Source organism: Phocaeicola plebeius DSM 17135 (genome assembly GCF_000187895.1).
GTDB lineage: Bacteria > Bacteroidota > Bacteroidia > Bacteroidales > Bacteroidaceae > Phocaeicola > Phocaeicola plebeius.
The window spans coordinates 37295-49069 of sequence record NZ_DS990126.1; the positions used below are offsets into that span (position 1 = coordinate 37295).

The following is an 11775-nucleotide window of genomic DNA, read 5'->3' on the forward strand; positions in this document are numbered from 1 at the left end:
GTTTAGATTTTTATTTTTGCTATTAGTTTTCTTATTTTCCCTTCTCCGATTACAGGTGCATGTGGATCTTCCGGATATACGATAGCAAATTGTCCGGGAAGTAAATCAACAAAGGTGGTGGGTACATCTGAATAGAGTGCGCAATCACCTTCTTCCTGATATGCTTGTTTCAGTTGGTTTACATCTTCAATGGCTTTCCAACCGATACGTTCTTTCCCTTCTAGGAGGATATGTATATCAATGTAGTCACGATGTACTTCCAAAACCTGCTCAGCTTCTTTCACGCATGTGGGATTTACGTTGTTGATAAACAGGTTATCTCCATCCAGTTCTATTCTTCCACATGGTGTATGCAGTAAGTCGTGACTCTTTACGTAATCGAACAATTGTTTAAATAAAGGATGTAGCGGTTCGATTCTGCTACTATTTTGTAAATTGGAAACAATCATAATATATAAAAGTTTTTAGTTATTCCATATTGTCAGTTTTAGGACGTAAGAAATACAACTGTACGCCAAGAGCAATAGCCACCACGATGGCTAGCATGGCAAAACCGGCTCCTAAATTGCCGCTATCACCCCATCGTCCTAAAAGGTGAGTAATGAAAGCACCGGCAGATACACCAATCATATTCATCACTCCATAGGCAGTAGCCCGTTGTTTGTGAGATACAAACTGACAGAGGATAGGCATGTTATTAGTATCAAAAATTCCATAGCCGATACCAAACAGCAGTCCGGCACCTACTACTGCTACCAGATTATGTCCGAATCCTAATAGAAGTAGTGACGGAATGGTCAGTCCCAAACCGATAGCTCCGGTATATACGCGTCCACGTAGATTTTTCTGTACCCATTTATCCGATAAAGGACCGCCAATAAGGACTCCGATAAACGAAGATACGGCGATAGTTATAGTAGAGATAGGTCCGGCTTGTGACATGGGTAAATCAAGGTTTTCGGCAAACAAGGTCGGGAGCCAGTTTTTGGTAGCCCATCCGGGGAGACTTGGGGCTGCAAAGTAGAGTAAGATTACCCAGAAAGCTACGTTGGTTAGCAAGGATTTCAGACTGGTAAAGACGCTATCTTTCTCTTTTTGTGGATTGGCTTGCAGTTTTTCTGTAGGAAGAATCTCTGTTTTTTTGTCATGTAAAAATAACATCAGAATTACGGCATAGGCAATTCCGATGATACCGAACCAATGGAAAGTGGTGTGCCAGGAAAAAGCATCGGCTACAGTTGCTCCGAATCCTCCGATAGCTTGTCCTGTGTACAAACCGGTCATGTGGATACCTACGGCTAAAGAGCGAGATTTTCCGGTGTGGTAGTCTGCAATCAAGGAAAGTCCGGCGGGAATGTAGAGTGCTTCGCTCACTCCCATTAAAGCACGCAGAAAGACAATTTGGTTGAAAGTTTCGGCTATTCCCATCAGATAGGTTACGGAAGACCATACGAACAAACTTCCAACAATCAGCCATTTGCGGCTCATACGGTCGGCTATGACACCCGATACGGGACTCATTAGTGCGTAAATCCAGAGAAAGATTGCCATCAGATAGCCGAAATTGGTAGCTGATTGCAGTTCTACAATATCGACCTGCATCGCATCTTTCATGGTGCTAAGCATTTGTCGGTCCATATAGTTAAGCAATGCCACCCCCCATAGTAGGCCTACAACAATCCACGGATAAATTTTTGAGTTTTTCATATATTATGGTTATTCAGTTAGTAATGTAACTTGCCGGATTATTCTCCGGCAAGTATTTCTTTACATAATGTATATCCTTTTATCATCATTCTTGGAATATGGAAAGGACCTTTAAAGAGGTTGCCTTTCGCAGGTTGGGCTACTGTTCCGTCGCGGTGCAAGTATCCGTACCATTCTCCAAATTCACTGTCAGGAAAGTGAGCATACGTCCAGTCACTGATTTGTTTGTGACGTTTCAGGTATTTCTCGTCCTTGGTCAGTTTATATGCATATAAGTTAGCGATGATGGCCTCTGTTTGTGGCCACCAGAATTTCATGTCTTGTGAATAATCCTGTGGAGGAAGATTCTTGCAATCCTTGAAGTTGATGATACCTCCATACTGTTTGTCCCATCCCCATTCCCAGGACCAGTCAAGAATGGTCAGAGCCATGTCAATGAGCTCTTTGTTGTCGTTCATGTTACGTGCTACATCGAACAAGAACCAAGAGGTCTCGATACAATGTCCCGGATTGATGGTACGGCCATTCATTGTATCGATAAATTCTCCTTTAGAGCCAACCATTTCCAGTAAAGCCTTGAATTCAGGGTGCATGAAATAGTTTTTCAATGCATAAATAGATTCTTCAATCTGTGTATCGAGTTCAGGATCTGAAATGACTTTCTTGATGCTGGAAGCCACATTGACCATAATCATGGTGATGGAATGGCCTTGTGCCTGAACAGTGGGTAAATATTTCGGTTCAAGTATACCTGGAGTATTCAGGAAGTGGCGCATGCGCTTGAATAAGTCAAGTGCTTTTTGGGCATATTCCTTATTACCGGTAGCCAGTGCATATTCCGACATGGCGATGGCAGCAAAACTTTCAGAAAATACGTATCTTCTTTTCCGGAGCGGAGTTCCGTTTGCTGCTACCTCGAAATACATTCTTCCATCAGTGTCGAAACAATGCTTTTCGATGAAATCGAGTGTAAGCTTTGCAGCATCCAGCCATTCAGGATTTTTTTCAATATTGTTATATGCGTACGAGCAAATGAAAGCAAAGCGTCCCTGAAACCAGACCGATTTAGTGGTGTCAATCAACTGACCGTTGCGTGCTACGCAGGTGTATATGCCACCGTGTTCTTTGTCAAGACCATTCTTCAACCAGAATGGCATGATGTTATGGGTGAGATCTTCCTTGTAGTTCTCGGCCCAATATTTAGCGTAAGTTTCTATAGACATAAGGATGGATTTAGAATTTGTTGCAACGGTCAAAGAAGTTGATGGCTTCCAGTTCAGCCTTCATGCGTGCTTCTTCTTCGTCTGTCATATTCTGGAACGGAGTACGGTTCTTACCCAAATCCAGCCCGATAAGTTTCATGATTCGTTTACCACCTACGATATTGCCGCGGTAATGGCAAATCACGTTGATCACATCCTGAGAGAAGTTCTGCAGTTCGCGTGCTTTTTCGATGTCACCAGCTTTCCATGCATCGATGATGCCAACCAAGTTGATACCGTTATAATTAGTTGTACCACCGATACCACCTTGTGCACCGCCCATAGCCAATGACGGAAGAATGGTCTCATCCTGGCCGTGCAACATGTCGAATTTTCCGTTCTTGTACAAGCGGCACTGGTTGTATTCGTAAATGCTTTCGTATGTATATTTGATACCTGCGAAGTTAGGAATTCTTCCGTCTACAGCTTTCAGCAATTCTACCATCGGTAAGAAAGCGCCATTGAATGCCGGAATGTGATAATAATAGAAAGGAAGGTTGGGTGCGCCTGCTGCGATTTCTTCACAATATTTCACCAGTTCTTCGATACGGCCAATTTTCGGAAATGGAGGAGCCATGGCACCGATACCCCATGCACCAATCTTTTGAGCATGTTCGGCCAGCATCTTGCTTGCCTTTACACAGCAGCTTCCTACGTGTACAATTACCTTGAAACCTTCGGGAGCAGCTTTCACCCATTCTTCTGCCAGTTTCATACGTTCTTCTTCGGTCAGCATGTAGCCTTCGCCAGATGAACCGTTGATAAACACACCTTTCAGTCCATTTTTTGCTAACATTTTTGCATAAGCAGCAATGGGTTCATAATTTACTTCACCATTTTCATAAAATGGAGTAAACGGGGCATCAATTAGTCCAATAATCTTTTCCATAATATTATATTTAATAAATTAGTTTATTTAATAGCTACAAAAATAAGGATATAATTTTTATATTACAAGGTTTTATGTGCTTATTTTGAAATTATTCTTCTTTTTTGAGAGGATAAACTGTAATTTTTGGAGTTCTTATGCCTGGTTTTATTTCTCCGCATATCATATATAAATAACCTTCACGATGTAGCAGGATGCCTCCTGCACGTGCCATACCTGAAATATTTGTTTTTATGGTCCATGTTTTATGGGTAAAGTCATAAAATAGAATATCATTATTAAATTTGTACCAAGAGGGGGCGTGAGTTAAATAATCTTTTCCTGCTTTTCCATCCAGTGCGTTTTTGAAGATGTGATAATTAACTCCTCCTGTCAGGATAAGATGTGTGTCTGTCTGCACACCGCTACCTCCTGCCATGCAACGTTTTTCTTTGTTTCCCTGATAAGGAATGTGAGAATCGTATTCCCAACGGTCAGTTTTTGGAGTATAACATAATATGTCATGTGAAAGGATACTGGTAGAAGAATCCGATGGGGCTTGAAAACCTCCAATCAAATAAAGCTTCTTTCCATCATTGACCAGAATAGGTTGTACTCGTTGAGGTCCAGGGAAGGAAGATAATTTTTGCCATCTGTCACATGTTTTTAAGTCCAGTTTGTATAATGCGTTTTGTCGCAGTTGTTGATTTCCTCCTGTGATGTAGATACATTCATTCAACATTGTGGCGGAGGCGTTGTCTATTGTTTCAGGAAGAGAAGGTAGCTGGTGGATTCGAAAGCTTTCAGAGGAAGGATCTTTTTGAATCCGGAATACGCTGGTCAGACAAGAATCTGTATTCATTCCCCCAATGCAGACTAGTCCCTGAGGTGTTTCTACACTGCAACCATACGCTACGGAACAGGGAAGATCAGATATTCTTGTCCAACGAGGAGATGCGGCATGAATATCCAGTGCATAGCATTGATTGTAATAGGCTTTTTCCCCTCCTTCGGCTGCAGGAATTGTCGGGAAATTGCAACCTCCCCCCACAATTAGCCAGTTTCTTATAAAGCCGGCGAAAGGTGCAGATACGCCTTTTGTAATAGGGTAATCAGGAAGCAGCGTAGGAACTTGTGCCATATTTATTGTGCATTGGGCAATTAGTATGCCTAAAATCAAAAATAATTTTTTCATAACGATGTTTTTATCAGGTTAAGGTTGTAGAAACTCATGTATGCTAAAATAAGCATAATATTTAAAATAATGGCTATTTAATGAAAGATTTTTTGAGAGCTTCCCGATATAATTAATACTTTGTTTTATTGTATGGTATTATTAATTTTATTATTTTAGCAGTCCTATTATTAGGTAAAAGTTAATAAGGGATTTCTAAATTTAAAAGCCTTAAATATAATAATTTATTAATGAAGTTGTAGGAACTAAAACAGAATATAATATAGATTACTATAGGTTTAACCCTAAATGCTGTGACTATGGTACAAAGATTAATTGAAGGATTAGGAAGTGGAACAAAAAATATGCTTACCCAGAAGCGTATCATTACTTATCTGATGCATAACCATTCATCTACTATTCCCGATCTGGCAAAGGATATAGACTTGAGTATTCCTACTGTGACTAAGTTTATAATGGAGCTGGTAGAAGAAGGGTATATTATGAATTATGGAAAACAAGAGACCAGTGAAGGTAGACCTCCCAATCTCTATGGCTTGAATCCTGATTCTGCCTATATGGTAGGAGTCGATATCAAAGCTTCTTGTTTGAACATCGGCCTGATGAATTTCACGGGCGATATGGTAGATGTTCAGATGGGAGTTGAGTGTCGGCTTTATAATACGCTGGAAAGTTTGGAAGAGTTGACTCTACATATCCGTAATTTTATCGATAAGCATGAAACTGTCAAAGAAAGAATCCTTCAGGTTGGGGTAAATATTTCAGGACGGGTAAATCCTGAAGAAGGGTATAGTTTCAGCATGTTCAATTTTGAAGAACGTCCTTTGGCGGAGATTCTGGGTGAAAAGATAGGTATTCCTGTAAGCATTGATAACGATACTCGTGCAATGGCTTACGGAGAATTGTTGAAGGGTGCTGTGAAAGGAGAAAAAGATATTGTTTTTATCAATATTAGCTGGGGATTAGGATCCGCTTTTATTATTGATGGGAAAATTTATACAGGTCGTTCCGGCTTTTCAGGCGAATTTGGCCATTTTAGTGTGTTTGATAATGAGATAATTTGTCGTTGCGGGAAAAAAGGCTGTCTGGAAACAGAAGTTTCAGGCTCAGCCTTACATCGGATTCTTTGTGAGAAAGTGAAGAGTGGTCAAAGTTCTATTCTTTCAAAACGGATTCTTACAGGAGAAACGTCTCTTACATTAGAAGAAATTGTAGATGCGACCAATAAAGAAGATATTTTGTGTATTGAGCTGGTTGAGGAAATAGGTCGTAAATTAGGCCGCTATCTGGCTGGGTTGATAAATTTGTTTAATCCGGAATTAGTTGTAATCGGAGGAACATTGGCGTTGACAGAGGATTACATTTTGCAACCTATAAAGACTGCTATACGTAAGTATTCTTTAAATTTAGTAAGCAAAGATTCAGCTGTTGTATTATCTAAGTTACAAGCTAAAGCTGGAGTTGTTGGAGCTTGCCTATTGTCAAGAAGCAAACTATTTGAATGGTAATTTAAATGCAGCTATCTGAGATTTTTCATTCCGGATAGCTGCATTCTTGCTACATATTAAACTCATTCTTCCACTCTGTATTCCAATATATCTCCCGGTTGGCAGTCCAGTTCTTTGCAGATTGCTTCCAGGGTGGAGAAACGTATGGCTTTGGCTTTTCCTGTTTTTAAAATAGAGAGATTTGCCGGCGTAAGGTCAATCCTTTCAGCAAGCTCTCCCAGCGAAATCTTTCGTTTCGCCATCATCACATCTAGATTTACGATAATCGGCATAAATATTTAGTTTTCTTTTCTTTTTTCTTTTGTTACTATATCCCACCAGCAGGTGTAGCGTTTTATTAATACATGGTGCAGGTACATTCCACCATAAATCATTCCCGTCATGATTAACACGCGGTGGGAACGTGTCTCTATCTGTTGCTCGATGAACAGCCAGTAAATGATGGTCAGCAGCATCAAGGTAAGTATCATTGTCAGAATGATACCGATTGCAGCTTTCCATTTAGTATTAGTAGTTTTCATCTTTGCATTCAAAGTTAAATGGTCAATTCATTCTCTTCTTTCAACCGTAAGCCGATGGCAAACACTTCTGAAGCTAAGAGGGCGACAAAGCCTAAAATCAGCGTGGAATCAGAGAAAGTGATGAGTATATTTAATTCACCTCCTGCCAGTTCAATGGACTGTGCAAGCTGATGGCTTGAAATCCATACACTAATGTAAGAAAGCACACATATTCCCACCATACTCCATCCGATGCAACGCAGGTGTTTTACATTAATCCAGTCGAATACGATATTGCGGTTGATATGTATTATCAGTTTGGCAAAATAGATAGTGGCATAGATGAACCCGACAAGGACTATGAGTCCGATAATTCCCTGCAGGGCTTCAAGCCAAGAATTGGAATGTGTGTAAGGGCATTCAATAAGAGTTGTGAGTGGTTTGATGGCTAATTGCTTGCCATCTTTCAGGTTGGTAACCGTACCAGTCGTTTCCATCATGTCAGTAGGCAGGATGTGAGCCATTTTGTACTCAGGAATATCTATTGTTTCTCCTTGAGCTGCTTTCATGCCAATTTCTACTCCGTTGATAAATACTTTTACAAGCATATATACATTTCCGGAAACGGACAATAGGAAGGCAGCAATCATGCATGCACAGAATATATTCAGTCTCTTTTTCATAATGCAGATGAAGATTTTAAATGGTCAAGTCATTTTCTTGTTTCAGTTTTACCGCTACTACAAATACTTCTGTGAGAAGTATCAGTAACAATATACCTATCCAACTGAACTCAAAAGGAGATGCGGGCTGGATGGTGTACCCCGGAATTGTAAGTTGTGCCATGGCATCACGGGTTTCACTCCAGTTAAGTAAATATTTAATCAAGTGATAGGCAATAGGAGGATAAACTCCCCACCGTATCCGTCGGATATTGATGGAGGTAAAAACCTCTTTGCGGATGATAGAGATAAACAGACGGATGAGGTTGTAAAGTCCATAAACGGATACCAGCCCTGTGATTCCAAGCAGTATATAAGTGAAATTTGTCAGTCCGCTGGGTACGATGTACGAATGACATTGCATAAATCCGATAGGAACGACTGTACCGGTTTGCGAGTTCGTTGCTTGTATGGCGGAATCGGGCAATACATCGAAGGTGGTTGCGGTTACTTTGTCAAAAGCCGGATTGGTGCGCTCCATACTGATGGGAGCCAGTTTATCTACATCGTTCCAGCCGTCGTTAAAGCCGCCTATGAACTCAAAAAGCACAATTAATAGGGCTATTAATCCAATGATTTTAAATGTTTTCATCGTGTGAATGTGTTTGTGAAGATAATATGTTGTTTTCTATTTCGATCGTTTCTGCCTGGGCAGGTTGATGCCATACAGCCGGTTGTGGAACCAGTTTCTTTTGAATAAACAGCACACAGATGATGGTAAGAGCCATTCCTCCAGCCGCCATAAGAGCTGCTCCCGTTTGTCCGTAAGTAGAAACCATGGTAGCATTCGGATCGTCTGCTAATAAGAAAGAAGCTACGGCTGCGCTGTTATTGACAAAGTGCATCAGGATGCCGGGCAACAGACTGCCTGTGCGATAATACATCCATCCCAGTGCCAAGCCAGTCACGAAGGCGAACGGCGCCTGTACCCAGTTGCCATGTACTATTCCGAAAATCAATGACGAAACTACGATGGCTCCTGCCGGATGTTTCCATTTGCGAAGTAAATGTCCCTGAATGGCTCCGCGAAACAGCAGTTCCTCTATGATAGGAGCCATGATAACCACGGAAATGATACCCAGTGGGTTACGCATTATCATTTCGAACGCCTCCTGCATGTTGTTAGGTAAGTCGGCCAGCTCATTAAAGTAGTTGGTCCATAAGCCCATCGCTACAATGAATACCACTGAGGTAGCTAACAATTTGGGTGAGCTGTGATACCCCCAAGTCTTCTGGTCCAGTCCCACATATTTCCCCACCAGTAAATGGATACCTACCGCAGCGGTAGAGAGGATTTGTGCCAGCATGATAAGGTTTGTATAAAGACTGTCGGGCGTCTGTGGAACTTCATAACTGCCTTGATACAACATGTATCCACAGATGGCTACTCCCATGAAAGCTAATTGGTAAGCGAAGAAATACAGTAATAATTTGATAGTGCGTCCCATAATGTGTGCGTTTTAAGTGGTTAGTTTATTTGTTTCTAGAAAGCTTCTGAAGGGCTGGTCCCTCAGCTCCCCAGGTCAGCAGATAAGCTGGTGTCCAGTTCATTTGTTCTGCATCCCAGCGGTAAGCTTTTTTCTCGGTCATAGTTCCCAACGTGTCGTACTGGTATTCGTACTTCCACTTGGGAGTAAGTGTTTTGCCGTCTTCATTCAAGGTAGAAACAATCAGGCTTTGCTGGTTCTGTCCGTAAATGAAGGTTTCTTTTGCGTTTACATTTGTGGCTGTCAATGTCATTAATGCAGCAGCGATTCCTGCTACCAGTGTCTTTTTTGTGAATGTCTTTTTCATAATTGTACGTGTTTGTGTGTAAATAATAGTGTTTGTTTGCGCTTATATTCGATAAATATTTATCGTTTTTCGATATGCAAATGTAGATATTATTTTTGAACTGCAAAAGAAAAACAGAAATATTTTATCGAAAAACGATAAAAATTTGCCTTTTTGAGGAAAATCTCATCTGAAGATACCAAATTCAGGTGTTGTGAGGGGAGAGGGATAAAGAGGAAAGTCCCATTGTGTAGATTGGAGGATGAATTTATATGTTCTATGTCTTGCGTACGGGAAACGTACGTTTCTCAAGGCAGAGCCGTATGTTTTCGTGTAGGGAAATGTAGGGTTTTGGGTTGTGAGATATAGAATATTTCAAGACATTTTCTGTTTATTGATGCACCATTTTCTAAATTAAATAATGAAGGAAAATCATGCAGATAAACAGAAAATCTCTAAATTTGCTGAGTATGAATCGAGTTATGACGGAAAAACAACTGATAGAAGAACTGCGATGTGGAAATGAGTCTGCTTTCAGATGCATTTATGAGCGGCATTATGTTCCTCTTTGCCGTTTCGCCGATTTGTATCTTCATGATATTTCTTTGTCGGAAGAAGTGGTAGATGATGTTATCTTTTATTTGTGGGAGTATCGAGGTGAGGTGGAAATCACTTATTCATTGAGAGCTTACTTGATGAAATCGGTTCGCAACCGTTGTTTGAATGAACTGAATTCGCTTACACACCGTGAAGAATTGCACTTTTCCTCTTTTTCTCTTCCTGAGAATGCGGAATTTTTGGATACCTTATTTATAGAGAAAGACCATCCGTTAGGTTATCTGTTGGAGCAGGAACTGGAGGAAGAACTCGAGCGTTGTATTGAGACCCTACCGGAAGAATGTCGTATGGTTTTCAAGAAAAGTCGCTTTGAGCAGAAAAAATATGAAGAAATAGCCCGCGAGCTGAATATCTCTGTTAACACAGTTAAGTATCACATAAAGAATGCATTAGCATTTCTTCAGAAGCGTATGTCAGGCTATCTGAAACTTCTTGTGTGGTATATTTTCTTGGAAAATTGAAAAAAATCTTCTTTTTTGACTACCCTCTTTTTTCTCTTTTTTGTCTTACTTATAAACACAGCAAATTATGCAGCACGAAGAAATGAAAAATGAACGGATTGATCAGTTGATTGCGGAATACCTTTCCGGTAGCCTGACGGCAGATGCTTTTCAGGAATTGAAAAGCTGGAGTCAGCAGTCGGACGAGAACCGTATGTATGTCCGCAATCAGATAGAGGTCTGGTTTTCATCGGGAGTAGCTGCAAAAGATAAGGTGTTTGATAAAGAAGAAGCTTTTGCCCGTTTCCAGAAACGAATCGGAAATAAAGAGCCGAAAGTGTACCGTTTCCCATGGAAGACCTTCTACCGGGTGGCAGCTGTGATACTGATTGTGCTACTTCCGCTGGTTGGTTACTGGAAAGGACAGGAAACACTTCGTCAGACGTTCTCGGATATGGTGGTGGAAGCTCCGTTGGGAGCACGTACTAAGCTGTATTTGCCCGATGGTACGTTGGTGTGGTTGAATGCCGGTTCCAAAATCACCTATTCACAGGGTTTTGGCATGGATAACCGTCAGCTCAGTTTGGAAGGAGAAGGCTATTTTGAGGTAGTTCACAACCAAGACCTTCCTTTTGAGATCCATACGCATGAAGTAGACTTACGTGTATTGGGTACCAAGTTCAATTTCAAGAACTACTCGGATGATGAAGAAGTGACGGTTAGTCTATTGGAGGGAAAGGTTTCCTTGCATAATAGTTTGAAATCCATGTCAGACTTATATCTCTCTCCTAATGAGAAGATGGTGCTGAACAAGCGTACGGGCGAAATGGTGAAATCGAGAACCCGTGTAGAGAATTCCATGTTATGGACAAACGATGAGCTATTTTTTGACGAGGAGTTATTGGAAGACATAGCCAAGAAACTGATGCGTAGCTACGATGTACGAATTGAGATAGCCGACAGCCTGAAGAACCGTCGTTTCTACGGTAGTTTCAAGGTGATGGGTAACACTATAGAAGAAGTACTGGAAACTATTGCCTCAACCAATCGTATGAAGTATCGATACGAAAATGAAAAATACATCCTTTATTAACTAATTTGTCAAACCTTAAAAAGAGAAACACCATGAACATAGAATCTTCCGGCTGACAGGGTCCATAAGGCGAAGACATAAAAACAAGG

14 protein-coding genes are annotated in these 11775 nt (G+C 40.9%); 3 read left to right on the forward strand and 11 right to left on the reverse strand.

Annotated elements, in window-relative coordinates; genetic code table 11:
• Positions 1-2: 2 nt before the first annotated feature.
• From BACPLE_RS06785 to BACPLE_RS06805, 5 genes are all read right to left on the reverse strand, one after another.
• A complete protein-coding gene (locus BACPLE_RS06785) occupies positions 3-449 on the reverse strand; it encodes a YhcH/YjgK/YiaL family protein (RefSeq protein WP_007560170.1) in 447 nt (148 codons plus the stop codon).
• A 19-nt stretch (positions 450-468) separates the two neighbouring features.
• The gene (locus BACPLE_RS06790; protein WP_007560171.1) at positions 469-1707 is read right to left on the reverse strand and encodes an MFS transporter; all 1239 of its coding nucleotides are present in this window, start codon (positions 1705-1707) and stop codon (positions 469-471) included.
• A 38-nt stretch (positions 1708-1745) separates the two neighbouring features.
• Positions 1746-2930 (reverse strand): AGE family epimerase/isomerase, encoded by a 1185-nt coding sequence (locus BACPLE_RS06795; protein ID WP_007560172.1) that lies wholly within the window; start codon positions 2928-2930, stop codon positions 1746-1748.
• A 10-nt stretch (positions 2931-2940) separates the two neighbouring features.
• Positions 2941-3858: a dihydrodipicolinate synthase family protein gene (locus tag BACPLE_RS06800; RefSeq protein ID WP_007560173.1), complete on the reverse strand. Its 918-nt coding sequence runs from the start codon at positions 3856-3858 to the stop codon at positions 2941-2943.
• Positions 3859-3949: 91 nt separating this feature from the next.
• Positions 3950-5032, reverse strand: a complete 1083-nt coding sequence (locus tag BACPLE_RS06805; protein WP_007560174.1) for a cyclically-permuted mutarotase family protein — start codon at positions 5030-5032, stop codon at positions 3950-3952.
• A 299-nt stretch (positions 5033-5331) separates the two neighbouring features.
• Between BACPLE_RS06805 and BACPLE_RS06810 the strand changes: the two genes are divergently transcribed.
• Entirely contained in the window at positions 5332-6540 is a 1209-nt protein-coding gene (locus tag BACPLE_RS06810) for an ROK family transcriptional regulator (protein ID WP_007560175.1), read from the forward strand.
• Positions 6541-6602: 62 nt separating this feature from the next.
• Here the strand turns inward: BACPLE_RS06810 and BACPLE_RS06815 are convergent, their stop codons facing one another.
• From BACPLE_RS06815 to BACPLE_RS06840, 6 genes are read right to left on the reverse strand one after another with little or no spacing between them, the layout of a single operon-like run.
• Positions 6603-6812 (reverse strand): helix-turn-helix domain-containing protein, encoded by a 210-nt coding sequence (locus tag BACPLE_RS06815; RefSeq protein WP_007560176.1) that lies wholly within the window; start codon positions 6810-6812, stop codon positions 6603-6605.
• A 6-nt stretch (positions 6813-6818) separates the two neighbouring features.
• A complete protein-coding gene (locus BACPLE_RS06820; RefSeq protein WP_007560177.1) occupies positions 6819-7061 on the reverse strand; it encodes a hypothetical protein in 243 nt (80 codons plus the stop codon).
• A gap of 14 nt (positions 7062-7075) precedes the next feature.
• Positions 7076-7723, reverse strand: coding sequence for a DUF2975 domain-containing protein (locus tag BACPLE_RS06825; RefSeq protein WP_007560178.1), 648 nt, complete (start codon positions 7721-7723; stop codon positions 7076-7078).
• Positions 7724-7739: 16 nt separating this feature from the next.
• Positions 7740-8354, reverse strand: a complete 615-nt coding sequence (locus tag BACPLE_RS06830; RefSeq protein ID WP_007560179.1) for a DUF2975 domain-containing protein — start codon at positions 8352-8354, stop codon at positions 7740-7742.
• A complete protein-coding gene (locus BACPLE_RS06835) occupies positions 8341-9210 on the reverse strand; it encodes a CPBP family intramembrane glutamic endopeptidase (RefSeq protein WP_007560180.1) in 870 nt (289 codons plus the stop codon). The genes BACPLE_RS06830 and BACPLE_RS06835 overlap by 14 nt, the downstream gene beginning before the upstream one ends.
• Before the next feature lie 25 nt (positions 9211-9235).
• Positions 9236-9556, reverse strand: coding sequence for a DUF3836 domain-containing protein (locus tag BACPLE_RS06840; protein WP_007560181.1), 321 nt, complete (start codon positions 9554-9556; stop codon positions 9236-9238).
• 449 nt (positions 9557-10005) lie between these two features.
• Between BACPLE_RS06840 and BACPLE_RS06845 the strand changes: the two genes are divergently transcribed.
• Together BACPLE_RS06845 and BACPLE_RS06850 are read left to right on the forward strand one after the other, a co-directional pair.
• Entirely contained in the window at positions 10006-10614 is a 609-nt protein-coding gene (locus tag BACPLE_RS06845; protein WP_235777911.1) for an RNA polymerase sigma-70 factor, read from the forward strand.
• A 67-nt stretch (positions 10615-10681) separates the two neighbouring features.
• Positions 10682-11686 carry a FecR family protein gene (locus BACPLE_RS06850; protein WP_007560183.1) on the forward strand — a complete coding sequence of 335 codons (1005 nt, stop codon included), beginning with the start codon at positions 10682-10684 and terminating at the stop codon, positions 11684-11686.
• Positions 11687-11775: the final 89 nt, after the last annotated feature.

Coding starts and splice junctions, on each gene's coding strand:
- BACPLE_RS06815 (WP_007560176.1), bottom strand. CDS start 6,812: ATGCCGATTATCGTAAATCTAGATGTGATGATGGCGAAACGAAAGATT.
- BACPLE_RS06830 (WP_007560179.1), bottom strand. CDS start 8,354: ATGAAAACATTTAAAATCATTGGATTAATAGCCCTATTAATTGTGCTT.
- BACPLE_RS06825 (WP_007560178.1), bottom strand. CDS start 7,723: ATGAAAAAGAGACTGAATATATTCTGTGCATGCATGATTGCTGCCTTC.
- BACPLE_RS06845 (WP_235777911.1), top strand. CDS start 10,006: ATGAATCGAGTTATGACGGAAAAACAACTGATAGAAGAACTGCGATGT.
- BACPLE_RS06790 (WP_007560171.1), bottom strand. CDS start 1,707: ATGAAAAACTCAAAAATTTATCCGTGGATTGTTGTAGGCCTACTATGG.
- BACPLE_RS06820 (WP_007560177.1), bottom strand. CDS start 7,061: ATGAAAACTACTAATACTAAATGGAAAGCTGCAATCGGTATCATTCTG.
- BACPLE_RS06785 (WP_007560170.1), bottom strand. CDS start 449: ATGATTGTTTCCAATTTACAAAATAGTAGCAGAATCGAACCGCTACAT.
- BACPLE_RS06810 (WP_007560175.1), top strand. CDS start 5,332: ATGGTACAAAGATTAATTGAAGGATTAGGAAGTGGAACAAAAAATATG.
- BACPLE_RS06850 (WP_007560183.1), top strand. CDS start 10,682: ATGCAGCACGAAGAAATGAAAAATGAACGGATTGATCAGTTGATTGCG.
- BACPLE_RS06795 (WP_007560172.1), bottom strand. CDS start 2,930: ATGTCTATAGAAACTTACGCTAAATATTGGGCCGAGAACTACAAGGAA.
- BACPLE_RS06800 (WP_007560173.1), bottom strand. CDS start 3,858: ATGGAAAAGATTATTGGACTAATTGATGCCCCGTTTACTCCATTTTAT.
- BACPLE_RS06805 (WP_007560174.1), bottom strand. CDS start 5,032: ATGAAAAAATTATTTTTGATTTTAGGCATACTAATTGCCCAATGCACA.
- BACPLE_RS06835 (WP_007560180.1), bottom strand. CDS start 9,210: ATGGGACGCACTATCAAATTATTACTGTATTTCTTCGCTTACCAATTA.
- BACPLE_RS06840 (WP_007560181.1), bottom strand. CDS start 9,556: ATGAAAAAGACATTCACAAAAAAGACACTGGTAGCAGGAATCGCTGCT.